This is a genomic window from Mycobacteroides sp. PCS013 (genome assembly GCF_049532645.1).
Classification (GTDB): domain Bacteria; phylum Actinomycetota; class Actinomycetes; order Mycobacteriales; family Mycobacteriaceae; genus Mycobacterium; species Mycobacterium gwanakae.
Genome location: NZ_CP150131.1, coordinates 890,468 through 913,839, shown reverse-complemented (window position 1 = coordinate 913,839; position 23,372 = coordinate 890,468). Strand labels below are relative to the sequence as shown.

Annotated in this window: 20 protein-coding genes; 3 read left to right on the top strand and 17 right to left on the bottom strand. The window is 66.1% G+C overall.

The window, feature by feature from the left end; genetic code table 11:
* Positions 1-2: 2 nt before the first annotated feature.
* Positions 3-1,907: a DNA primase gene (dnaG, locus tag RHO23_RS04515; RefSeq protein ID WP_064408429.1), complete on the bottom strand. Its 1,905-nt coding sequence runs from the start codon at positions 1,905-1,907 to the stop codon at positions 3-5.
* A gap of 25 nt (positions 1,908-1,932) precedes the next feature.
* A complete protein-coding gene (locus RHO23_RS04510; protein WP_423488718.1) occupies positions 1,933-3,222 on the bottom strand; it encodes a deoxyguanosinetriphosphate triphosphohydrolase in 1,290 nt (429 codons plus the stop codon).
* 60 nt (positions 3,223-3,282) lie between these two features.
* Here RHO23_RS04510 and RHO23_RS04505 point away from each other — a divergent pair, with 60 nt between their 5' ends.
* From RHO23_RS04505 to RHO23_RS04495, 3 genes are all read left to right on the top strand, one after another.
* Positions 3,283-5,316, top strand: coding sequence for a TPM domain-containing protein (locus RHO23_RS04505; protein WP_423488717.1), 2,034 nt, complete (start codon positions 3,283-3,285; stop codon positions 5,314-5,316).
* A 69-nt stretch (positions 5,317-5,385) separates the two neighbouring features.
* On the top strand, positions 5,386-6,066 hold the full coding sequence (locus RHO23_RS04500; RefSeq protein ID WP_423488716.1) for a GntR family transcriptional regulator: 681 nt from the start codon (positions 5,386-5,388) through the stop codon (positions 6,064-6,066).
* Between the two features lie 50 nt (positions 6,067-6,116).
* Positions 6,117-7,139, top strand: a complete 1,023-nt coding sequence (locus RHO23_RS04495; protein ID WP_423488715.1) for a 1-aminocyclopropane-1-carboxylate deaminase — start codon at positions 6,117-6,119, stop codon at positions 7,137-7,139.
* On the opposite strand, the gene RHO23_RS04490 is transcribed toward RHO23_RS04495, so the two are convergent.
* The 15 genes from RHO23_RS04490 to RHO23_RS04420 all read right to left on the bottom strand — a co-directional run bounded on the left by RHO23_RS04490 (position 7,136) and on the right by RHO23_RS04420 (position 23,372).
* Positions 7,136-8,530, bottom strand: a complete 1,395-nt coding sequence (locus tag RHO23_RS04490; protein ID WP_057966817.1) for an aspartate aminotransferase family protein — start codon at positions 8,528-8,530, stop codon at positions 7,136-7,138. The genes RHO23_RS04495 and RHO23_RS04490 overlap by 4 nt on opposite strands.
* A gap of 13 nt (positions 8,531-8,543) precedes the next feature.
* On the bottom strand, positions 8,544-9,950 hold the full coding sequence (locus RHO23_RS04485; RefSeq protein ID WP_030095226.1) for a glycine--tRNA ligase: 1,407 nt from the start codon (positions 9,948-9,950) through the stop codon (positions 8,544-8,546).
* A gap of 100 nt (positions 9,951-10,050) precedes the next feature.
* Positions 10,051-10,947: a metal-dependent hydrolase gene (locus RHO23_RS04480; RefSeq protein ID WP_423488714.1), complete on the bottom strand. Its 897-nt coding sequence runs from the start codon at positions 10,945-10,947 to the stop codon at positions 10,051-10,053.
* Positions 10,948-10,950: 3 nt separating this feature from the next.
* Positions 10,951-12,150 carry an MlaD family protein gene (locus RHO23_RS04475; protein WP_423488713.1) on the bottom strand — a complete coding sequence of 400 codons (1,200 nt, stop codon included), beginning with the start codon at positions 12,148-12,150 and terminating at the stop codon, positions 10,951-10,953.
* Complete coding sequence (locus tag RHO23_RS04470; RefSeq protein ID WP_423488712.1) at positions 12,147-13,292, bottom strand: MlaD family protein; 1,146 nt, start codon at positions 13,290-13,292, stop codon at positions 12,147-12,149. Before RHO23_RS04470 ends, RHO23_RS04475 begins: the two co-directional genes overlap by 4 nt.
* The gene (locus RHO23_RS04465) at positions 13,292-14,383 is read right to left on the bottom strand and encodes an MCE family protein (protein ID WP_082822505.1); all 1,092 of its coding nucleotides are present in this window, start codon (positions 14,381-14,383) and stop codon (positions 13,292-13,294) included. Before RHO23_RS04465 ends, RHO23_RS04470 begins: the two co-directional genes overlap by 1 nt.
* Before the next feature lie 14 nt (positions 14,384-14,397).
* Positions 14,398-15,411 (bottom strand): MCE family protein, encoded by a 1,014-nt coding sequence (locus RHO23_RS04460; RefSeq protein ID WP_423488711.1) that lies wholly within the window; start codon positions 15,409-15,411, stop codon positions 14,398-14,400.
* 3 nt (positions 15,412-15,414) lie between these two features.
* Complete coding sequence (locus RHO23_RS04455; RefSeq protein WP_423488710.1) at positions 15,415-16,482, bottom strand: MCE family protein; 1,068 nt, start codon at positions 16,480-16,482, stop codon at positions 15,415-15,417.
* Complete coding sequence (locus RHO23_RS04450) at positions 16,479-18,029, bottom strand: MlaD family protein (RefSeq protein ID WP_423488709.1); 1,551 nt, start codon at positions 18,027-18,029, stop codon at positions 16,479-16,481. The genes RHO23_RS04455 and RHO23_RS04450 overlap by 4 nt, the downstream gene beginning before the upstream one ends.
* Position 18,030: 1 nt before the next feature.
* Positions 18,031-18,825, bottom strand: coding sequence for an MlaE family ABC transporter permease (locus RHO23_RS04445; RefSeq protein ID WP_109365355.1), 795 nt, complete (start codon positions 18,823-18,825; stop codon positions 18,031-18,033).
* Positions 18,826-18,887: 62 nt separating this feature from the next.
* The gene (locus RHO23_RS04440) at positions 18,888-19,616 is read right to left on the bottom strand and encodes an MlaE family ABC transporter permease (RefSeq protein ID WP_372450610.1); all 729 of its coding nucleotides are present in this window, start codon (positions 19,614-19,616) and stop codon (positions 18,888-18,890) included.
* A 137-nt stretch (positions 19,617-19,753) separates the two neighbouring features.
* Entirely contained in the window at positions 19,754-21,415 is a 1,662-nt protein-coding gene (locus tag RHO23_RS04435; RefSeq protein WP_423488708.1) for a fatty acyl-AMP ligase, read from the bottom strand.
* Entirely contained in the window at positions 21,412-21,654 is a 243-nt protein-coding gene (locus tag RHO23_RS04430; protein ID WP_030095215.1) for an acyl carrier protein, read from the bottom strand. Before RHO23_RS04430 ends, RHO23_RS04435 begins: the two co-directional genes overlap by 4 nt.
* Positions 21,655-21,666: 12 nt before the next feature.
* On the bottom strand, positions 21,667-22,437 hold the full coding sequence (locus tag RHO23_RS04425) for an ABC transporter permease (protein ID WP_057964109.1): 771 nt from the start codon (positions 22,435-22,437) through the stop codon (positions 21,667-21,669).
* Positions 22,434-23,372, bottom strand: a complete 939-nt coding sequence (locus RHO23_RS04420; RefSeq protein WP_264921539.1) for an ABC transporter ATP-binding protein — start codon at positions 23,370-23,372, stop codon at positions 22,434-22,436. The genes RHO23_RS04425 and RHO23_RS04420 overlap by 4 nt, the downstream gene beginning before the upstream one ends.

Here is a 23,372-nt window from a genome sequence, read left to right as displayed (position 1 = left end):
CCCTACACCGAGAGATCGTCGCCGCTGACTTGCTCGAGCAGGCTCCGTCGATACGCCTCCAGCGCCACCAGGTCACCGAACAACGCGTGATACTCGTCGGCGTGCTCCACCGGTGACATCCGCTGCAGCTTCGACTTCACCTCGGCAACCTGCCGCCCCACCCACACCTCTTGCAGCTTGGCCAGCACCGATCCGATGTATCGCGGCAGCCGCTCGTCGCTATCCACCTGAATGGCCTCGGCGGTCAACGCGTTGATCAGCATCACCTGGTTCTGCGACGACGCGCTCTGGCGCACCCTGTCGATCCACTCCGCGCCGACGATCCCCGCCGCCGCACCACCGGCCGCCTCGATGGCAGTGCGCACCGCCACATATCCGGGGTGGGTGAAGCTGTCGGCGGTCAGCGAGTCGAACACCGGTCCGGCGAAGGCCGGGAACTGCAGCGCCGCCTTGAGCGCCTCGCGCTGCGGCCACAGCGTGGGGTCCTTGGGATCGGGCATGGCGACCTTGGGAGCCGCAGCGGGCTCGGCGCCGCGGGCACGGCGGTCGGGTGACACCGACCCGCCCTTGGCGGCCTTACCGGCCTCCTCACGCACCCGCGCGAGCACCTGGGCCACGTCGTCCCATCCCACCCAACCGGCCAGCTGCCGGGCGTACTCGTCACGCAGCGTCGGGTCCTTGATCCTGGCCACCATCGGCACACAGCGGCGCAGCGCGTCCACGCGCCCCTCGGCGATCTCCAGATCAGACTCCGCCAGCGCCGACCGGATCGCGAACGCGAACAGCGGGGTACGGCGCGCCACCAGGTCCCGCAACGCCCCCTCCCCCGACTTGAGCCGCAGATCGCAGGGGTCCATGCCGTCCGGAGCCACCGCCACGAACGACTGCCCGGCCAGGTTCTGCTCTCCCTCAAAGGCTTTCAGCGCAGCCGCCTGTCCGGCGGCGTCCCCGTCGAAAACGTAGATGAGCTCACCACGGAAGTACGAGTCGTCCATCATCAGACGCCGCAGCATCGAGAGGTGCTCATCACCGAAGGCGGTGCCGCAGGACGCCACCGCCGTGGTCACCCCGGCCAGGTGCATCGCCATCACGTCGGTGTAGCCCTCGACCACCACGGCCTGGTGGCCCTTGGCGATATCCCGTCTGGCCATGTCCAGCCCGAACAGCACCGAAGACTTCTTGTACAGCATGGTTTCCGGGGTGTTGACGTACTTGCCCGGCATGGTGTCGTCGTCGAAGATCTTGCGCGCGCCGAAGCCGATCACCTCACCGCTGCTGGCGCGGATCGGCCACAGCAGCCGCCGGTGGAACCGGTCGATCGGACCGCGGCGCCCTTCCTTGGACAGCCCCGCGGCTTCGAGCTCCTTGAATTCGAATCCCTTGCGCATCAAATGCTTTGTCAGGGTGTCCCACCCGGACGGGGCGTACCCGCAGCCGTATTGTTTGGCCGCCGCACCATCGAAATTGCGCTCGGTCAGGTACTGGCGCGCCGGTGCCGCCTCGGGTGAATCCAGCGCGGTGGCGTAGAACTCCTGCGCGGCCGCGTTGGCGGCGACGAGCCGCGCCCGGGTCCCCCGGTCGCGCTGCGCAGCCGTGCCGCCACCCTCGTAGTTGATGGTGTAGCTGATGCGGTCGGCCAGCCGCTCGACGGCCTCCACGAAGCTGATGTGCTCGATCTTCTGGATGAAGGTGTAGGCGTCACCACCCTCACCGCAGCCAAAGCAGTGGAACTGGCCATGATTGGGCCGCACATGAAACGACGGCGACTTCTCGTCATGGAACGGGCACAGCCCCTTGAGCGAGTCGGCACCCGCGCGCTTGAGCTGAACGTAGTCGCCGACGATGTCCTCGATCCGGGTGCGCTCACGGATCGCCGCGATATCGCGATCAGGGATGCGTCCGGCCACCGAGCCAGCTTAGCCAACCGCGCCGTCACGCCCAGCTGGCTTGCACACCCTGACTATCGCGGTCCACCCGCTCAAGCCGGCTTTCGGTGTACGAGGCGATCTGATCCACCACCACCCGGGTACGCGCCGCGTCGTCGGCGGCAGCCTCGAACGCGGGCAGGAACACCGGATCCAGCGTGGCCGGAGCCCCCAATGCCAGCCACTGCGCCACCCGGTGAATGCGTTCACGCTGACGGGCCTGTACCGCGATATGCCGAGGGTCGGACATGATGAATTGCAGCGCAAGCATTTTCAGCACGGCTACCTCGGCGGCGACCACGTCCGGCACGGTCAGCTGGGCCTCGAACCGCACCAGCGGCCCGTCACCCGCCACCTTGCGGGTGGCCCCGATCGCGGCAGAGGCGAACCGGCCCACCAATTCGCTGGTCAATCGCTTGAGGGCCGCCGAGGCAGTCAGGGTGCCGTCGTACGGGCCGATCGCGGCGACCACCGGCAGCGTGGCCAGCCGCGCGGCGGCCTCCTCCAGTGCGCCCTGCTCCAGCCCGCCGAACGACTTCACGCCCAGCTCCGCGAGCACCTGAGCCTCCCCTCGCGAGGCCAGCACCCGCAGGTCGATACGGCCCGAGATCACGCCGTCCTCGACGTCGTGCACCGAATAGGCGACGTCATCGGACCAGTCCATGATCTGCGCTTCCAGGCAGCGCTGCCGTGGCGGCGCCCCGGCACGTACCCAGTCCAGCGCCGCGCCATCCTCGACGTAGGCACCGAACTTTCCGCCGCCCGGCGGACGCAGCCACGGATACTTCGTCGCCGCATCCAGCGAGGCACGCGTGAGGTTCAACCCGACGCTGTTGCCTTCGGCATCAACAACTTTGGGCTCCAGCCGGGTGAGAATGCGCAGATTCTGGGCGTTGCCCTCGAACCCGCCACGGTCGACCGCCACCTCATCGAGCGCACGCTCACCGTTATGCCCGTACGGCGGATGGCCGATGTCATGCGCCAGCCCGGCCAGGTCCACCAGATCCGGGTCGGCGCCCAGACCGGTGGCGATACCGCGGCCGATCTGCGCCACCTCCACCGAGTGAGTCAGCCGCGTGCGTGGAGTGTCACCCTCGCGAGGGCCCACCACCTGCGTCTTGTCGGCCAGGCGACGGAACGCGGCGCTGTGCAGAACCCGCGCCCGGTCCCGCGCGAAGTCGGTCCGGTACTCCGAAGACGGGATGTCGACGATGGCCGCCGTCTTGGGTGTTTCGGTGACGACGCGTTCACGGTCGAAATCGGTATAGGCGTCCTTATAGGCATCCTGTGTACGCATCGTGGGCACCAGTGTGCCAGGACGGGTCCAAGCGCCGCGCGAGGCATTAGATTGGCGACCATGCGTCTGCTGCGTGCCCTCGGGAGCCTGCTGGGAGTCATGATCGCGATGCTCACGGTGTTTGCCCCCACCCTGTTGCTGACACCGGCGGCCAGCGCCGACCCGCCCTTCCGGATACCCGCCTACGTCACCGACCGGGCCGGGGCGCTCAAGAACCCGACGAAGGTGCGCAACGCGATCGATCAGCTCTACGACGCACAGCACGTGCGCCTCTGGGTGGTGTACGTCAAGGATTTCGACGGCGCCGACCCGGTGACGTGGGCCAACAAAACCCTCAAGGCAAGCGGATTGGGAGATCGCGACGCGTTGCTCGCCGTGGCCACCGAAGAGCGCAGTTACGCGTTCCAGGTCGCATCCGAGATCAAGAACGTCAGCGATTCCGAGATCGAGGAGCTGCGTACCAACACGATCGAACCGGCGCTACGCGCATCGAATTGGGATGGCGCCGCGATCGACACCGCCAAGGGCCTGGAATCGGCCGCCGCATCGTCATCCTCCATACCCTGGAAGCCGATCCTGGCAGCGCTGGTCTTCGGAGCCGTCGTGGTCGGCGCCTTCATGCTGTACTCCTGGTTCCGCACCCGATCCCGTCGACGCGCAGAGGTCGAGGCCGCTAAGGGCATCGATCCGACCAACGCCGAAGCTCTTGCCGCGCAATCGGTCGACGCACTCGATGGCCTGTCGAAATCGATTGTGGTGAACGTCGACAACGCCGTGCGCACCAGCGAGGCCGAACTCACGCTGGCCGTCGAGGAATTCGGCACCGAGCAGACCGCACCCTTTCAGCAAGCCGTCGATTCCGCGAAAAAGGCTCTTGCTCAGGCGTTCTCCGTGCGTAAGCAGCTCGACGACTCCGTCCCGGAAACGCCCACGGAGCAACGCCGCCTGCTGATCGATGTCATCACCACCGCCGCACGTGCCGACCGCACCCTCGATGATCAGTCCAATGCCTTTGACGCGCTGCGGAACCTGGTGATCAACGCACCCACGAAGTTGGACGCACTGACCCAGCAAGTGGTCGCCACCACCGCTCGGGTACCCGAATCACAGCGCATTCTCGAGCAACTGCGCACCCAGTTCGATGCCGCGGCCCTGGCGTCGATCGTCGACAACATCACCGAGGCCACCGAGCGCACCACGTTCGCCGACTCCCGGATCACCCACGGCCGGGAACTCGCTGCCCGCCCCCTGGAGGGCCAGCAGATGAATCTCGTCGACGCCGTGCGCGGGGCCGAATCGGCGCTGAACCAGGCCGCCGAACTCTTGGACGCGGTGGACAACGCCGCCAACAACATCCGGCGCGCCATCGACGCACTGCCCGCGGCGATCGCGGACACGAAGTCGGGCATCGCCCAGGCCGAGGAACTTCAGCGGCAGGGATCCGTGCCCCGCGCCGACGAGCTGACGAAGGCCCACGACAGGGCTGCCGCTGCCGTGGCCGACGCCGAGAGAGTCGGGCCCACCGATCCGCTGACCGCCTTCACCCACCTGGCCACGGCCGATGCCGAACTCGACAAGCTGCTGGCCGCCGTGCGGGAAGAAAAGGACGCCGCCGAACGCCGCGCCCGCGCCCTTGATCAAGCCATCGCCACCGCCCGCCAGAAAGTGAATGGGGTCAACCAGTACATCGGGCTGCACCGGGGAGCCGTCGGCTCCGCCGCGCGCGGATATATCGCGGAAGCCGAACGCAGCATCGCGACGGCCGAGGCCGCCCGCCAGTCAGATCCCTCGAACGCCATTCTGTGGGCCAATCGGGCCACCGAGCTGGCGACACGTGCCGAAGGCAGCGCGATCCAAGAGGTGCAGGCGGCCCAGTCCTATTACAGCAACGGGTACGGCAGCTACCGCGGATACAGCGTGGCGGGCGATGTGGCCGGCAACGTCGCGGGTGCCGTGATCGGCGGCATCCTGCGCGGCATGCTCAGCGGCGGATCAAGCCACCACAGCTCCTGGTCCGGGTCGGGCTCGTCGTCGTATGGCGGCTCGTCGCGATCGTCCGGCTCGAGTTTCCGGGGCGGCGGCGGCCGCTTCTAGCAGGCCGTCCCCGCTCGAAATTTCACCCAACACTTGACGGCACGCCGCTATCGATGTGCAATATATTGCATGCCGGTACCACCCTCGGAAGGCGTGATGGCACGCTCGCTGCTTCGCGACGATGCCTATAAGGCGCTGCGCACGGCCATCGTGGACGGGACACTGACCCCCGGTGAGCGGCTGCGCGATGACGAGCTGAGCCGCTGGCTGGGCGTGAGCCGGACCCCGATCCGTGAGGCGCTCTCCCGGCTGGAACACGCCGGTCTGGTCCAGACCCAACCGGGACGGCACACCATCGTCAGCCCCATCGACATCCGGGAGGCGCGTGCCGCGCAGTCCGTTGCCGCGGCGATGCACGAGCTCGCCGTACGCGAGGCCATCACCAACATCTCTGCCGGTGATTTGGCCGCGATGCGGCTCGCCAATACACGATTTGCCGCCGCCCTGGATGCGCACGATCCCGACGCCGCGCTCGCCGCCGACGACGAATTCCATGCCGTCGCAGTCGAAGCCAGTGCGAATCCGTACATCGCCGCCGTACTGGAGCAGGTGACCCCCGTGCTGCGCCGCCTGGAACGCATCAGGTTCGCCAGCCGCGACGGGCGTCATTCCGTGGCGCTACACGAGCAGATCATCGCGCGCTGCGAAGCAGGCGACAGTGAGGGCGCCGGGCGTGCCGCCCGCGACAACTGGCACACCCTCATCGCGGCGCCGGAGGCCACCGAATCCGGGGAACGCGGCGCGGGCTGAACACCGCTCCCCCACAACGCCATTCCCAATAGCCGAGCCAGGAGAACGCCTTGTCGATCCATGATTTCCCCCGCTACCCACTGACCTTCGGCCCCAGCCCGGTGCACCCCCTGGAGCGCCTCAGCCGCCACCTCGGCGGTGCCAACATCTGGGCAAAACGCGAAGACTGCAACTCCGGGCTGGCCTTCGGCGGCAACAAGATACGCAAACTCGAGTACATCGTTCCCGACGTGCTGGCCAGCGGCGCCGACACCCTGGTGTCGATCGGCGGCTACCAGTCCAACCACACCCGTCAGGTGGCGGCCGTCGCGGCCGTGCTGGGGATGCGCTGTCACCTGGTTCAGGAGCGCTGGGTGGACTGGGAGGATCCGGTCAACGACAAGGCGGGCAACATCCTGTTGTCGCGGATCATGGGAGCCCAAACTCAGCTCGACCCTTCGGGATTCGATATCGGCATCCGCCAGTCCTGGGAAGACGCGCTCACCGCGATCGAGAACTCCGGCGCCAAGCCCTACCCCATCCCCGCCGGTGCGTCCGAACACAAGTACGGCGGTCTCGGCTTCGCCAACTGGGCGTATGAGGTAGCCGCACAAGAGGATCAGCTGGGCGTGTTCTTCGACACCATCGTCGTATGCACGGTCACCGGGTCTACCCACGCGGGCATGATCGCGGGATTCGCCGCACTTGCCGATGCCGGCGGACGGCCACGGCGAGTGCTGGGTATCGACGCATCGGCCACGCTCCCGAAGACCACCGACCAGGTCACTCGCATCGCCCGGCACACCGCCCAGCAGATCGGCCTCGAACGCGCCCTGCGCCCCGACGAGATCACCGTCCTGGAGGGATGGGCGGGCGAAGAGTATGGCGTGCCCGTCGATTCCACCGTCGAGGCGATCAAACTCTGCGGACGCCTCGAAGCGATGATCACCGACCCGGTGTACGAGGGCAAGTCGATGGCAGGCCTGATCGACCTCGTCAGCGACGGGACGATCGAGCGGGGCTCGAATGTCCTATACGCACACCTTGGCGGCCAGCCCGCGCTGAACGCCTACAGCAGCGTGTTTCCCGGCTAGCTCGCGTACCCGTCGGCGACGTTCAGCGCCTCGTCGATGATCGAGAGCCCACGCCGCAGATCCTCTTCGCTGATGATCAGCGGAGGCGCCACATGCGTGCGGTTGAAGTGCGTGAACGGCCATAGGCCACTCTTCTTGCACGCCGCCGCGAAGGCGTTCATCGGCGCCGCGGCCTCACCACTGGCATTGAACGGAACCAGCGGCTCACGAGTCTGCTTGTCGCGCACCAGTTCCACGGCCCAGAACAAGCCGCGGCCGCGGATCTCGCCGACGCTCGGATGGGTCTGCACCCAGCGCTCCAGTTCCGGACGCACCACGCGCTCACCGAGATCGCGCACCCGCTCCAGGATCTTGTCGTCTTCGAACACCTTGATGGTCTCGACCCCGACCGCGCAAGCCAGCGGGTGACCGGAGTAGGTCAGCCCACCCGGGTACGGACGGTGATCGAAGCTGGTGGCGATGGCATCGGAGATCACCACACCGCCCAGCGGAACATAACCTGAGTTGATGCCCTTGGCGAAGGTGATGAGGTCCGGTGTGACGTCAAAGGCGTTGATGGCGAACCATTCCCCGAATCGCCCGAAGCCGACCATCACCTCGTCGGCGATGAACACCAGGCCGTACCGGTCGCAGATCTCCCGCACTCCGGCCAGGTAACCGGGCGGCGGCACCAGCACACCGTTGGTGCCGACCACCGACTCCAGGATGATCGCGGCGATGGTGGGCGGGCCCTCCAGGTTGATCACCTGCTCCAGATGCTCCAGCGCCCTTTGGGTTTCCTCCTCCGGCGAGGTGGCATGGAACACCGAACGGTAGGCGTACGGCCCGAAGAAACGAACCACCGAGTTGTCACCCGGGTCGTTGGCCCAGCGGCGCGGCTCACCCGTCAGCGACATCGAGGTGGTGGTGCCACCGTGGTAGCTGCGGTATGCGGACAGCACCTTGCGGCGACCGGTGTGGTGGCGCGCCATGCGGACCGCGTGCTCCACGGCCTCGGTGCCACCGTTGGTGAAGAACACCTTGTTCAGGGTTCCGGGTGCACGCTCGGCCACCAGGCGGGCGAGCTCACCGCGCACATCGTTGGCGAAGGCGGGCGCAATGGTGGCCAGCCGGCCGGCCTGACGCTGGATGGCGTCCACCAGACGCGGATGCTGGTGTCCCAGATTGAGGTTCACCAGCTGCGAGGCGAAGTCCAGGTACTCCTTGCCGGTGTAATCCCAGAAGGTCGCGCCCGCACCACCGGCGATCGGCAGCGGGTCGATGGCCGCCTGCGCGGACCACGAGTGGAAAACGTGCCCACGGTCGTCGGCGCGAACCTGCGCCTCGGCCGCCGGTGCCTCGATCGGCGCGCTGGCGGGATCGATTCCGATGTGATTCTGGACGTCAGTCATTTCTGCTCCTCGGCTAGCAGCCCTTGAGAGATTTGGCGAGATGATCGGCCACGCCGCCGATCGGAATACGCTGCTGGGTCATCTCATCGCGGTCGCGAACGGTGACGGAGTCGTCTTCGAGCGAATCGAAATCGACTGTGACGCAGAACGGGGTGCCGATCTCGTCCTGTCGACGATACCTGCGCCCGATGGCACCGGCGTCATCGAAGTCGACATTCCAGCTCTGCCGCAGCTCGGCGGCCAGCGCCTTGGCGCGCGGGCTCAGGTCGGCATTGCGCGACAGCGGCAGCACCGCGACCTTGACCGGAGCCAGGCGCGGGTCCAGGCGCAGCACGGTGCGGGTATCCACGCCGCCCTTGGCGTTGGGAGCCTCGTCTTCGTGATACGCATCGACCAGGAAGGCCATGAACGAACGGGTGAGGCCGGCTGCGGGCTCGATCACGTACGGGGTGTAGCGCCGGTCCTCAGCCTGGTCGTAGTACGACAGGTCTTCACCGGAATGCTTTGCGTGCGTCGACAAGTCAAAGTCGGTGCGGTTGGCGATGCCCTCCAGCTCACCCCACGGGTTGCCGCTGAAACCGAACTTGTACTCGATGTCGACGGTGCCGTCGGAGTAGTGCGACAGCTTCTCCTTGGGGTGGTCGTACAGCCGCAGGTTCTCCGGGTCGATACCCAGGTCCACGTACCACTGCAGCCGGGTGTCGATCCAGTACTTGTGCCACTCGGGTGCGGTGGACGGCTCGACGAAGAACTCCATCTCCATCTGCTCGAACTCGCGGGTGCGGAAGATGAAGTTGCCCGGGGTGATCTCGTTGCGGAAGCTCTTGCCGATCTGGCCGATGCCGAACGGCGGCTTCTGTCGCGACGTCGTCACGACATTCTTGAAGTTGATGAAGATGCCCTGCGCGGTCTCCGGACGCAGGTAGTGCAGACCCTCTTCGGTCTCGATGGGGCCGAGGTACGTCTTGAGCATCATGTTGAAGTCGCGGGGCTCGGTCCACTGCCCCTTGGTGCCGCAGTCGGGGCAGACGATGTCGGTCATCGGGACCGACTCCGGGTCGTCGATACCCTTCTTCTCCGCGTAGGCCTCCTGCAGGTGATCCTGACGGTGCCGCTTGTGACAGTTCAGGCACTCGACCAGCGGGTCGTTGAAGACCTCGACGTGACCGGAGGCGACCCAGACCTGACGGGGCAGGATCACCGAGGAGTCCAGGCCGACGACGTCGTCGCGGCTGGTGACGACGGAGCGCCACCACTGCTTCTTGATGTTTTCCTTGAGCTCGACACCGAGCGGGCCGTAATCCCACGCCGACTTGGTACCGCCGTAAATCTCACCGCAGGGGTACACGAGTCCCCGGCGCTTGGCGAGGTTGACGACGGCTTCGATCTTCTTACCGGCGGCGTTCGGCTTGGCGGCCACGATCTGCTCAGGCTCCTCTTGAGGTCCACAGGACTGCAGTAATTGTCCTGAACAGCCTAAGGGCCGGACCAAGCGCGTTTTACCTCGGTGGCCGCAGCAGCTACTTCAGATGGTCCAGCAGGATGCCCTGCGGACCGAAGTACTCCTCGCGCCACTTGTCGAGCAGTGGGCCGTGGTCGATGTCGTCGGGATGGAATCGCAGCCGCAGATAGCACCGGATCTTGGGCCCGAGGCCGGCGAACAGCGGCGTGCGGGGCAGCCTGAGAACGCTGCGCAGGGTGCGCACCGGGTGTCGCCAGGCCCACGGATCGGTGACGATCGAAGCCAGCAAGATCACCGTCCTGCTCAGGAAAAGTCCCAGTGTGACGGCCATGGCCGCGATCCTCATCCGCTCGGAACCCCCGACGTGGCGGTACACGTCGAAGGCAACGGACTTGTGTTCCATCTCCTCGATGGCATGCCAATTGAGCATCGCTCGCACCTCGGGATCTGTCAGCTGCTGCTGTATCCACGCCACGCTGAGCACCTGCTCCCCGAGGATGGCCGTGAGGTGTTCGACCGCGGCCGTCACCGCGAGCGCGGCTCGCGCCACCGGATCCGGCAGCCGGTCCCTGTTCTGCTTCATGCGCTGGACCAGCCGCGTGCCCATCCGGTCCATGAACCCCGTCGCCCAGTACCCGCGACGCACCAGCTGCGTGTTGAGCTCACGATGCTGAATCCCGTGCGTCATCTCCTGCCCGATGAATCCGGCGACCTGCTTCCTGAGCACGGGATCACCGATCTGACCGTCGTAGCGGCGCACGGACTGGATGAAGAACTCCTCACCCGAGGGAAAGAAGCCGGACAGCAGGGCGACCAGATGGCTCATCGCGACATCGCCCGCGACGAAATGCCGCCGCGACGGGGACGCCCCGTCGAACGTGAACGCGATCCGGCGGGTGTGCACAGCGCGTCCGGCGGCCGTTGACGGACGCGGTTGCGGATTGTTCGCCGGCATCATTTACCTCGGTGGCTCGATGGGCAGCGCAGGTCCGCCATATGGCGTCGGGATGGTGTACCGGCCGGGCGGCGTCGGGTCGGATCGGGCACCCAGGTCGGCACCGGGTGGCGGCCCGGCCGTGTCATCCCCTGCGGGACGCGGGGCGTTCTTGGCGCCCCGGACCAGGACAGCAGGATCGTCGTCGCGGCAGTACGTGTACAAGAAGGGCTCCGGATAGTCCGCCGAGGACGGTGGATGGCGAGGAGTGCCGTAGTCGCAGGCGTATCGCGGATACAGGTCAGCCGTCACCCATAGGCCGTGCTCGTGCATGGTGCTGATGAACGCTTCCAGCGCCGAGCCGCGATAGGTGGGAAACAGGGCGTTCAACGCCGGTACCCGCACATACGACAGGTGCGCGTTGGTGGCCAGGTTGGCCAGCAGCTGGACCATGGTGTCGGAGTTGTCGGTGAACAGGTTGTCGGTGGCCGCAAGCACTCGCGGGGATTGATCGATGAGTTTCCGGTAGCCACCGTCCATCGCGTTCATCCCCGCCAGGGTGCTGCGCAGATTGCGTGAGGTGACTGCGATTCCGTTGTTGACGTCCACCGCCGACGACAGCACCGTCCGGCTGTTCCTGAGGGCGCTGACCGTCTCGGGAAGCACCGAATCCAGGGTGGACAGCAGGAACACGCCGCCGTCGACGATGTCGGTGAGCTTGCGGGGTCCCTGCGCGCTCAGGCTCAGTTCCGTCTTGATGCGCTCGATCTTGGCCGGATCCACTTGGGCGAGAACACCGTCGGCATGGGTCAGCAGCTGTGCCGGAGTGACCGGTATCGCGGTGCGGTCCCGGGCAATCACGTCCCCGCCGGACAAGAACGGGCCCTCATCGGATGCGGCGGAGAAATCGAGGTACTGCTCACCGGCCGGGGACAGTCCGGACACCCGCACCGCCGCCGACGCGGGAACACGAACCCCGCTGTCGACGCTCACTGTCGCGTTGACGCCGTCGCCAGTAAAGGTCAGTGACTCGACCGAGCCGATGCGCACTCCGTGCAGCGTCACGTCCTGGTTCGGCAGCAGGCCGCCGGACTCGGCGAGCTGGATGATCAGCGGGTAACTCGATGTCAGCGGCCGGACGTGCAGCACCCCCACCAACAGATAGGTGACCGAAATGGCCAGGGTGGCAACGAGTGACAGCCCGCTCACCCACGCGCGGCTCATCGCCCGGGTTCCTGCGCGTCGGGTCCCGATGGCGGGAGGCCTTGCGCTTCGGGGCCCTGCCCGACAACGCGCTCCTGCAACCGCCACAGCGTGTACTTGAAGGTCCCCACGAGCTTGGCCCAGTCGTATCGCTTGGGGCCGTGCAATCCAGGATCTCCCCCGAAACCGGCATCCGGTATGGCGCCCAGCACCAGTCGGTCGATACCGGCACTACCGGAGATAGCCGATCCCGCAGTGATTTTGATGAACGGCGCGTACAGCCGGTTCAGCGAGAGCAGGCTGGTCTGCGGATCGAGCACCACGTCATTCCACGACCGCGATATCGCGTTGGCATCGGCCACCACGCTGCGCCCACTGGTGTCGGTGCCCGCGATCGACGGGAACTTACCCAGCTCGCGTGCGGTATCACCCAGCAGCAGCACCAGATCGGAGATCTGGCCGGCATTGTCTTGCAAGGTCGCGGTGGCCGGGCCCGCCGCGTGCAGCACCTCGGCAAGCTTCTCTCTTTTGCCGTCGAGGACCTCGGCCAGGTGGGTCGTCTCGGTCAGCGCGGTATCCAGCTGCCCGGAGCGTGCGTTCAGCTTGCCCAACAGCTCGTTGGACTTGCCGATCATCCGCCCGAATGCCTGGCCGTCCTGGCCTGCCGCCCTGCCCATACCGTTGACGACGTTGGTGAGGTTGTGCACCGCACCACCGTTCACCAGAATCGCCGCCGAACTGAGCACCGATTCCACCGTTGCCGCCGCGCCGGTCTGGTCGATGGTGATGGTGTCCCCGTCGCCGAGTGTGGCCGCGACGGGTTGTGCGGGCGGCGTAATGGCCACGAAGACGTCACCCAGCGGCGTGGCCGTGCGCAACTGCGCCGTGCTGCCTGCCGGAAGGGCGACATCGTGCCGGATCCGCAACGTGGTCACCGCATGAAAATCCTTGGCCGCCATCGACTCCACCTCGCCGATATCCGCACCGGCGAGCTTCACCTTGGCACGCTCGGGCAGATTGAGCGCGTTCGCAAAGACCGCGGTCAGCCGGTATCCCCCGGCGCCCAGGCCCGGTGCGGGCAGCGGCAGGTCGGCCAGTCCCGCAGAGGAACACCCGGCGCACAGGAACACCACCGCGGCGAAGATCGACAGCCTGCGCCCCATCACTTCTGCCCCATCGCCGCGAGTCCGTCGAGCATGTAGGTGAGCCCGAAGTCGGGGCCATAGTCCTGCAACGTCCCTGTGCTGCAGCCCAGTTGGCGTAGCCCCATCAGATTGCAGATCTCCTTGGCCATCTGCCCGTCGAAGACCATGCGGTCGGCCAGGAAGTGAGCGCGTATCGCGCCGTTGCGCTGGTCGATGGCGTTGTAGAGGTTGTCGGCCATCAGCGGCAGCACATCGAAGAACTCGGCGACCTCCCGCTGGCGGTCATACACCGACTGAATGCTCTTGTTACCGTTGGCGATACCGCGATGGATGGCATCCCGGTTGGCCTGCAGGATGTTTCCGGTCTGCTCGATTACCTCGTTGAACTGCCTCCCGGTACTGCCCGAACCGAAGTTCTCCCGGGCCAGGACGTCACTGAGCTGGCGCACGGTAGAACCGAACTGACGCAAGCTCGCATCGTTGCGGGCAGCCGCGTCCAGCAGACTGCTGACATTCTTGACGATGGCGGTCATCTGCTCACGACTGTGCTCGCCACCGTCGGCGCCAAGACGCAGGGCCCGCGATAGTTCATCGAGCGCCGTCTTGATCCGATCACCGTTACCGGCGGCCACACCGTCACCGGCGTTGAGCACCGCGGCGATGGGCCCACCTCCGGCGCCGTCGCCGTGCAGGGACCCGGAAAGCTTGTCGAGCATGCCGAGTACCCGATCGAATTCGACGGGGGTCTTGGTGCGGTTCAGTCCGATGGTGTCGTGGTCGTGCAGCACCGCCCCGCCGCGATACGGCGGCGTCAGCTCGATCTGGCGGTCGGTCAGGATGGACGTCGACAGGGTGACGGCCTGGGCGTCGGCGGGGATCTTGACCTGCCTGTCGACGGTGAACTGCACCTCGGCATATCCGCCCCGGGCGGTGATCTTGGAGACCTGGCCCACCGGCATACCCAGCACTGCCACCACGTTGCCGGGGTAAAGACCCGCAGCACTGTCGAATTGAGCTGTGAGCGTGATGGTTCCACTCTCCCCGGTAACGGACCAGGCCGCCCCGGCCGTCGTCGCGACGAGGACGAGCCCCACACAGGTCAGGAGCATCTTGCGCATCGTGGTCACTGGCAGTCCTTGAAGTACTGGATCATCCCGAATTGCTTGGCGCGCCCGCTGATCGCACACATCCAGGAGTCGATGAGTGCGCCACCGGGCGGATTGCCCTCGATGGAGTTGCCGAGCCCGGTGGCGTTGGCGATCTCACGAATGGGCACCGGGGCGATCTGGAGCAGGTTGCGCAACAAGGCATCCTGTTCGGCAAGCTTGCCGCTGAGTTCCTCCAGGGTCTGGATGACACCGTCGAGTGCACGGTGATCGCCGACCACGATGGTGCGCAGCGACGCCACGATGCTCTGCAGCGAGCGCATCATCGCGTGAAAGGCTGCCGAGCGCGCGACGAACTCTCCCACCAGCTCCTGCCCCTGCCGGATGAAGGTGCCGATATCGGATTGCTGGCGGCGCAGCATGCCGGTGACCTTCTCGGTACTGGTCAGCAGCGTGCCCAGCTGTTCGCGCCGCTGCGCGATGACCGAAGACAGGGCGCGCACGTTCTCCATGGCCTGTGGCACCACGTTGGGCAGCCCGTCCAGCTGGGTGCCCAGGACACCCAGCGAGGAGGCAATGCGATCGGCGTCCACCTGCTCGAAGGTTCGGGTGGAATCGGCCAGCGCCGCCTGCAGATCATAGGGAACATCGGTGTGCTGCAGGCCGATCCGCCGGCCCGCGAGTGCCCCCGCACCCGCGGGGCGCAGATCGACATAACGAGAACCGAACAAGGTCGTGATCTTGATGGCGGCCCGTGAATCGGCGCCGACCGGCACGTTGTCACGCACCCGGAAGGTCACTTCCACGCGATCACCCGACAACCGCACCCCGGTCACCGAACCCACCTGCACTCCCGCGACGGCGACGATGTTCCCCGGCCGCAGCGCGGCGGCCTGCAGGAACTCTCCGGTGAACTGCCGGTATCCGATTCCCAATTCCTTCACCAGCAGTAGCGCACCGATGAGTACGGCAACGACAGCAACGGCGATCACACCGAGCCAGGTCTTGTTGTAGGAGTCCAGTGGTCTCATCGTCTAGCCACCGTCGCCTGCGTTCCTGCACCGCGCCGTGTGCTTGGCCTTACCGCCCGGGGTGGCTGCGTCGACGATGATCGGGACCACGTCGTTGAGCCCCGGGAAGAACCCGTACGCGTTCACATCGCAGGCGTAGGCGTTCATGTAGGACCCCTCCCCGAACATGCGGGCCAGTCCCTTGAGGAACAGCGGGGTGTTGAGTCCCGTGTAGGCAAGCTGCGGTTCGATGTTCAGCATGTGCCGGGTGTAACCCGGTTCTCGCGTGAGCAATTCGTGTACGGACGGATTTACATCCTTGGCGATCCGGGACAGGCTCCGGACCACCTCGGTCATCTTCCCGACCGAGGACACCAATTCGGGACGGCGGCTGTCGAACTGGCCGACCACCTGGCGGGTGGCGGCGATGGCAGCTTCGAAGTCCTTGTTCTGGGCCGCGAGGCTGCCCACCACACTGTCCAGACTGCCGATCACATGGTCCAACGCGTCGTCGCGGCCGGTGAATGTCTTCGTCAACGTAGACGTCTGGTCCACCAGGGTCGCGAATGCCGCGGTATCGCCCTGTAGCGACCCGATGACCGCCTGGGTGAGGTTGTTCACCTGCGCGGGGTCCAGCACCGCGAAAAGTGGCTCGTATCCGTTGAGCAGGGTACCGATGTCGAAGGAGGGTTCGGTCCGCTCGACCGGGATGACACCACCGGGCGCCAGCAAGGCTCCGCTTCCTGAGTGTCCCTGTGCCAGTGCGAGATACCGCTGACCCACGATGTTCTGATACGTCACCGATGCGGTCGTGCTGTCGGGAAGCCGCTGATCGTCCTGGACGGCGAAGCTCACCTTCGCGAGCGTCCCGTTGAGCTCGACACCCTCGACTCTGCCCACGCGAACCCCCGCGATCCGGACGTCGTCACCCTCGCGCAATCCGAAGACGTCGGTGAACATGGCCGCATAAGGCACCGTGGAGCCTCGGACATCCCGGCGCAGCGTGACGTACACGAGCCAGGTGAGCACCGTGGCCATCACCAGGAAGACGACCAGCCCGACGAGGGAGGCGCGTGTTGCCGTATGTCTCATCGGGCACCTTCCTCGTTGTGCGCGTGCTGGTTACGGGTCACGGTCGTGCCGCGGGCGACGGGCCCGAGGATCAGCTGATCTGCCGCTGTCGCCGGCTGTCCCAGAATTCGGCCCAGTTGGCTGCGCTCCTGCGCGCTGCCGACGGGTCCCACGTTCCCGCCGAAAGACGCCGGTGCCACGGCGATGTCCCCCGGGTCGGCGCTGCCGGGTACCGGTGGCGCCGGGGTGAGCCACGACGGCACCGGCGGATTAGGGTCCTGCAGGTTGGGATTGGGGTTGACCAGGGGCGGCCCGACGGCGACGAGATTGCCATTGTCACCGACCACCGTTCCCGGCGGAGGCGCCAAGCCGGCCGGCGGAGGCGCCAAGCCGGCCGGCGGAGGCGCCAAGCCGGCCGGCGGATGATAATTCTGCGGCAGCAACACCTCGGGCAAGTCCGGGCGCACCGCGATCTGGGGAGCGGTGAAACAGCTGGGCCCCTTCAGTTCCCCGTAGCGCGGGCAGTCGGCGCGGGTATAGCTGTAGGAGGGAGTGAATGACAGGTTCACCCGGCCTCGGGCGGTGGCCAGTTCCGGGTCCCAGACTTCCTGGAAGAAGGTGTCCGAGAACTTGGTGATGCGCTGGGTGATCGGCACGAAGTGCTCCGCGTTGTCGGCCAGCACCCCCAGCACAGGCGTCAGATCGGTGGTGATCTGGATGATTTGGTCGGTGTGGTTATGCAGCGAATCCACCGTGGTACCGGTGGTGCGCACCCCGGCGCCGATGAATGTACGCAACTGATCTCGCTTCTCGGCGAGAGTCTGCATGGGCTTCACCGCCTGATGCAGGGCATCCACCAGATCCGGAGCGGTCGCAGACAACCCGTGCGCGGCCTGCACCAATGCCGATACCGTGGAGGGCCCCTGGTCGGTCGCGACAACGGCGTTGAGCTGATCCAGTATGCGGTCGAGTTGCGCTGCACTGGTGAGTAGTTCGGCCCGGCGGTGATCTGTTGCCGCACCAACTGCGGCCAGAACGCCCAGGGATTGATCCTCGCGGCCGCGGCCTCCGGCGGTCAAGATCTCACGCAGCTTGTTGACGGTGGTCTGAAACAGCACGGTCGGCAGCCGGGTGTCCTCGGCGATATGCCCGCCCTCACGGATGGGAGCGCCGGGTCCGTGGTCGACGAGTTGCAGGGCCGAGACCGCGAAGACATTGCTGGGGACCACCCGGGCGGTGACGGTCCCGGGGATCGACGTGGCGTACCCATGTTTGAGCCGTACGTGTATCCGGTTGGGTTGGGCGCCGGCTGCCGGGGTGACGCTCTCCACGGCACCGACGAGCACGCCCCGGTACTTCACATCGGAGCGCGGCGGTAGCCCGTCGCCGACGTTGTGGAGTTCGGCGACGATGTCGATGTACCGGTCCAGCACGCCCGTCGACTTGATCAACAACGCCGATGTGATGGCGGCAACCGCGATCAACGCGGCACCTCCGCGCATCAGCAGCTGGCGGCGGGTGAAGCGCACGCCGTCCAAGTCGTAATGAATACCAAGCTGATTCGTCATCTCATCCCCCGAACCTTGCGCCGGAGTCGACACTCCACAGCGCCATGGTGAGCAGCATGTTGACGACGATCACCGCGGTGATGCTGGCGCGCATCGCGTGTCCCGCGGCGATGCCCACCCCTTCCGGCCCGCCGTCTGCGCAGAATCCGTAGTAGCACTGCACCGCCGAGGCTATCCAGACGAAGACGATGGCTTTGAAGACCGAATAGGCGATATCCGTACCGCTGGAAAGCAGCGTGAAGTAGTGCAGGTACGGGCCCAGCGAGCCGCCGCTGACGATGCTCACCATCACCTGGCAGGACAGATAACTGATCGTCAGGCAGGCCACATACAGCGGAATGATGGCGACCACGGAGGCCAGCAGTCGGGTGGTCACCAGATACGGAATCGGCCGGATGGCAAGGGAATCCATGGCGTCGACTTCTTCGGCGATGCGCATGGAGCCGAGCTGGGTGGTGAAGCGGCAGCCCGCCTGCACGGCGAAGGCCAAGGCGGCCATGATCGGAGCGAGCTCACGGGTGGTCACCAATGAGGAGATGACACCCGTCGCAGGACCCAGCCCCATCAGTTCCAGGAAGTTGTAACCCTCGATCGCCACCAGGGCACCGGTGGTGACCCCCAGTACCAGCACCACACCGGCGGTCCCGCCGCCGACAACGATCGACCCGTTGCCCCAGGTGATATCGGAAAGCAGGCGCAGGAACTCACGCCGGTACCGGCGTAGCGCGATCGGGATCGCCAGGAAGGCGTGCAGGAAGAAGGTCACCATGTGGCCGAATCGCGCCAGTGGCCTCATCGCGGCATCGCCGCGGAAGGCCCTTGGAGACAACGTCACCCGGGGCTCCGTCAGGGTCGCCGTCACAGCACCCCCCGCGGGAACAACATGGTGTAGACCTGGCTGACCACAACATTCACGATCATCAGGAGCAGCACGGATTCCACCACTGCCGCGTTGACCGAGTTGGCCACCCCGGTCGGCCCGCCGTGTGCGGCCAGCCCCTTCTGGCAGGCGATCACCGCCACGATCGCGCCGTACACCGCGGCCTTCAGCAGCGCCAATAACAGATCACCCGTGGATGCGAACGACGCGAAGGTCGCGACGAAACTGCCTGGGGCACCGCCCTGTACATAGACGTTGAACAAGTAGCTGGCCAAGAACCCGACAAAGCAGACCACACCGGTGAGGGCAATACCGACAACGATCGCCGCCGCGAAGCGCGGCACCACCAGGCGCCGCACCACCGATACCCCCATGACCTCCATGGCCGCGGTCTCCTCGCGCATGGTCCGGCACCCAAGATCGGCCGTCATCGCCGAGCCCACCGCCGAGGCCAGCAGCATCGCCGCCACCAACGAGGCGGCCTGCCGCACCACCGCCAGCCCACTGGCCGCGCCCGCCAGCGAGGTCGCGCCGACCTGTCCGGCCAGCAGCGCGAACTGGATCGAGAGTGTCACCCCGATGGGCAGTGCCACCAGCACCGTGGGCATCACCGCCGTGCCCGCCATGAAGGACGCCTGCCGCACGAACTCCGCCCACTGAAAACGGCCCGTCACCAAATCGACCGCGAAGTACCGCAGCGTGTGCATGCCGAGAACGAACTGCTCACCTACGGTGGTGAGTGCGGCAATCGGATGGCGCCGCATGTAGCCCGCACTTTGATCACCCAGTGGGCGAACCACTTTGGACATAAGCGAGCGGACACGGACCTGTTGTTCCCGTGTCGTCATCGGGTCGGTTCACACCTCGTCAGCCGTTCAGTGGTCGCTTTCCTGCGCAGCTTCCCCGAGGATGTCTTGGGAATCCATCCGGCGGGGACCACATGGACATCGCGCGGGCTCACCCCCAGACTGCGGTAGACGCGGTCGGCCACCTCGGCCCGAATGCGTGCGCTCTCATCGCTGTCGGCATGCGACGCCGACTCGGCCACCATCGCGAACCCCTCCCCCGCCGCGGCGGTGGACAGACGTACCGCGGCGACGCCGCCCGACCGTACGCCCGGAACTCCCACGACCGACCGTTCGATGTCCTCGGGATGCACGTTGCGACCCGAAATGATCAGGATGTCCTTCTTACGGCCACAGATCACCGGCTGCCCATCCGCCGTGAGATACCCGATATCACCCGTGGACAGCCAGCCCTGTGCATCGAGCATCGATTCGAATCCGGCCGCCGTGCGGTACCCGGCGGTGACATTCTCCCCACGGATCTCGAGCTCACCGATCGCCCCCGTGGGCAGCACCGAGCGGTCCTCGGCCACCACCCGCACCTCACACCCCGGCAGCGGAAGCCCCAGCGCAACACGGGCACTGGCCTCGTCTCCCGGGCCGGCGACCAGATCCGGATGCGGGGGCAATACCTGGTAACCCTCACCACGGCGCACAAAGGAAACCGCCAAGGTGGCCTCCGCCATCCCGTAGGCGGGAACGATCGCATCGGCCCGCATACCGAACCGGGCGCCCTCGGCCGCAAAGCGTTCCAGGGTCGCGACGTCGATGGCCTCGGCACCACTGAGCGCGAAGCGCAGCGAGGACAGGTCGTAGGCACCGTCGGCCGCCTTACGCAGCCTGCGCGCCAGTAGTGAGTACGCGAAGTTCGGTCCGGCAGTCATGCTGCCCCGGTAGGTACTGATCAGCTCGGCCCACAGCAGCGGGTTGCCCAGAAAATCCATGGGCGTCACGCTGACGGTGTTCATCCCCCGGCACATCGGGACGATGAGATACCCCATCATGCCCATGTCGTGAAAAAGCGGCAGCCAGCTCACCACCACATCGGATTCCGGATCTGCACCCGAGGCGATGACCATCGCCCGCAGATTGGCCTCGATGTTGCGGTAGGTGATGCTGACCGCCTTCGGCGTACCGGTGGATCCGGAAGTCAACTGCAAGAACGCAATAGCATCCTCGTCGGTGTCGACGATCTCCCCCGGTGCACCGGTCAGCAGGCCCGGCAGCTCCAGAGCGCGAGCGCCCACGGCGGCGAACTGCCCCGCGGCCGCCAGGAACGGGTCACCGACCACCACAATCGAGGAGCCCACCGCGGCCAGCGCCTTGCCGGTGTCCTCGATCCACAGTTGCATATCGGAACGGTGGGTGGGCTGATGCAGCATGGTCACCGAGGCACCGGACATCCAGATGCCCTGCACCAACGGCGCGATTTCCCCCGGGGCACCGGCCAATACGGCCACCGCATCGCCGGGTCGCACACCCGCCGCCTGCAGGGAGCCCGCGATGCGCAGCCCCTGCCGGTGCACGTCGGCCCACGACACGGTGCTCAGCTCCTCCAACCGCGAGGTGCCGTCGGGGTTGATCGGCGCGCAGGTGAGGCCACGCTCGGTGACCGCAGCACTGTCGCGCAGTCTGTCGATCACCGGGTTCGTCGTCTTCACAGCCGGCTCTCCACCAGCTCGATCAACGCCCCGAGTGTCTTGCACTCGAAGACATCGTCCTTGGTCAGCTGAATACCGAAGCGGCCCTTGATTTCCGAAACTCCTACCGCGAACGATAGCGAGTCGAATCCGAGATCACCCACCAACTCGGAGAAGTCGTTGACATCCCCGGTGGGCATCTCGAGTTCCTCGGCGATGAATTCGATGAGGAACTCCCGGACTTCTGACGTGGTTTCCATTTTTCCAAGCCTCTACTTGCCGATTTTCCGGCGGATCACCAGATGGATGGGGATTTGCAGCAGTGCGAACATGCCGATGGCCACCAGCGAACCCTTGACGACGAGCATCGCGTCGAATTCGCCGTACATGATCGTGGAGGCGGCGGACACGATGTGCGAGAAGGGGTTCGCGTTGATGCTGATCCTGAGCCAGTCGGACAGGAACACCGAGGGCATGAGCGCCTGGCTGACGAACAGCACCGGCAACGCCAGCGGCAGCATCGCCACCGGTGCCTGCGGATTGAGCGTGCGCAACGCCACCAGGTAGAACAGCGAGCTGTACGCCGCCGACCACAGGAACATCACCAGGACCAGGAAAACTCCGGTGAGCAGACCGGCCCGCAGTGGCGCGTCGAGGAAGGCCAGCAGTCCGATGACGATGACCGCCGCCGGCAGGATGCGAAACATCTCGAAGCCGATCTTGGCCGCCATGATCTGGCCGGTGGACACGCCGTACAGCCGTAGCCGGTCGGTGAATCCCGATCTGATCTCGTCGATGAGGGTCCCGGCGCCATACCCTGCACCGAGCATCGGGATGAGCATGATGAGCCCCGGTGCGATGTACGCGGTGTATGAGGACAGCGGGAATCCCGGAAGATCCGCGACGCGCTGGAACATCGAGCGCACGAAGATCACGAGAACGACCGGGAACACGATCGGGAAGATGAACCCGAAAACCGGCTGCCGCAAGCCCACTACGACGTAGCGGCGGAAAAGTCGTGCCGTATTGGACAGGGCGGTCACTGGGTTACCTCCAGGAATGCATCGCGCAGCGAGGTGGATCGCACTTCGATATTGGCCGCGCCCAGCCCGATCCGGCCCAGCTCGGCACTCAACGCCCCCAGTTCCGATGCCGATGCGGAATCCAATGTCCCGGAAAGGGTCCCGGTGTCCGTGCGCTGCACGGCGTAGCCTGCGGCCGACAGTTCCTTGGCGGTGTCTTCGGAGATGTCACCGCCGGCGGAGATCTCCACCGCGTAGCCGTGACTACGGGTGAACTCCTGGGTGGAACCCGAGGCAACAAGCTGACCACTCTTGACAATGCCGACCTCGTCGGCGAGCGACACCGCCTCGTCCATGTCGTGTGTCGTCAACACGACGGTGCGCCCTTCGGCGCGTAGCAGCCGGATGGCATTCCACACCTCCTGTTTTCCTTCGATGTCCAGCCCGCTGGACGGCTCGTCGAGGAACAACATCTGCGGGTTGTGGGCCACCGCCAGTGCGACATCGACACGGCGGCGCATGCCGCCCGAGAGGGCACCCACCTTCCGGTTCAGGTAGCTGCCCAAGCCGAACTGCTCGACGAGTTCTTCCTCGCGGGACTTTCGCTGCCCCTTGGGCCAACCGGCGATTGCCAGGCTCATCCGGATCTGCTCGACCGGCGACATCCACAGATCCAGCGCCACCTCTTGCAGCGCCACGCCGATCAGCGGTCGCAGCTCCTTGGTCTTGTCGACCGGAATCCCCAGCACCTCAAGCTCCCCGCTGGTGGGCGCCAGCAGTGTGGTCGCCATGCGGATGGTGGTGGTCTTGCCGGCACCGTTCCTGCCGAGCAGGCAGTAGACGATGCCTTGCGGGATCGTCAAATTCAGCCCGTCAACGGCTCGAGCCTCGGCGCCGGGGTACTCCTTCACCAGGTCTGTCGCCCGCAGTGCGGGAGTGTTCGTATCTGTGGCCAT

What these genes read in the sequence shown, in the direction of transcription:
- RHO23_RS04470 (WP_423488712.1), bottom strand. Translation starts at nt 13,292, where the DNA reads ATGGGGCGCAGGCTGTCGATCTTCGCCGCGGTGGTGTTCCTGTGCGCC.
- RHO23_RS04430 (WP_030095215.1), bottom strand. Translation starts at nt 21,654, where the DNA reads ATGGAAACCACGTCAGAAGTCCGGGAGTTCCTCATCGAATTCATCGCC.
- RHO23_RS04465 (WP_082822505.1), bottom strand. Translation starts at nt 14,383, where the DNA reads ATGCTCCTGACCTGTGTGGGGCTCGTCCTCGTCGCGACGACGGCCGGG.
- RHO23_RS04505 (WP_423488717.1), top strand. Translation starts at nt 3,283, where the DNA reads ATGCGTCTGCTGCGTGCCCTCGGGAGCCTGCTGGGAGTCATGATCGCG.
- RHO23_RS04460 (WP_423488711.1), bottom strand. Translation starts at nt 15,411, where the DNA reads ATGAGACCACTGGACTCCTACAACAAGACCTGGCTCGGTGTGATCGCC.
- RHO23_RS04480 (WP_423488714.1), bottom strand. Translation starts at nt 10,947, where the DNA reads ATGCCGGCGAACAATCCGCAACCGCGTCCGTCAACGGCCGCCGGACGC.
- RHO23_RS04475 (WP_423488713.1), bottom strand. Translation starts at nt 12,150, where the DNA reads ATGAGCCGCGCGTGGGTGAGCGGGCTGTCACTCGTTGCCACCCTGGCC.
- RHO23_RS04450 (WP_423488709.1), bottom strand. Translation starts at nt 18,029, where the DNA reads ATGACGAATCAGCTTGGTATTCATTACGACTTGGACGGCGTGCGCTTC.
- RHO23_RS04440 (WP_372450610.1), bottom strand. Translation starts at nt 19,616, where the DNA reads ATGCACACGCTGCGGTACTTCGCGGTCGATTTGGTGACGGGCCGTTTT.
- RHO23_RS04500 (WP_423488716.1), top strand. Translation starts at nt 5,386, where the DNA reads ATGCCGGTACCACCCTCGGAAGGCGTGATGGCACGCTCGCTGCTTCGC.
- RHO23_RS04420 (WP_264921539.1), bottom strand. Translation starts at nt 23,372, where the DNA reads ATGGCCACAGATACGAACACTCCCGCACTGCGGGCGACAGACCTGGTG.
- RHO23_RS04490 (WP_057966817.1), bottom strand. Translation starts at nt 8,530, where the DNA reads ATGACTGACGTCCAGAATCACATCGGAATCGATCCCGCCAGCGCGCCG.
- RHO23_RS04455 (WP_423488710.1), bottom strand. Translation starts at nt 16,482, where the DNA reads ATGAGACATACGGCAACACGCGCCTCCCTCGTCGGGCTGGTCGTCTTC.
- RHO23_RS04445 (WP_109365355.1), bottom strand. Translation starts at nt 18,825, where the DNA reads ATGAGGCCACTGGCGCGATTCGGCCACATGGTGACCTTCTTCCTGCAC.
- RHO23_RS04510 (WP_423488718.1), bottom strand. Translation starts at nt 3,222, where the DNA reads ATGCGTACACAGGATGCCTATAAGGACGCCTATACCGATTTCGACCGT.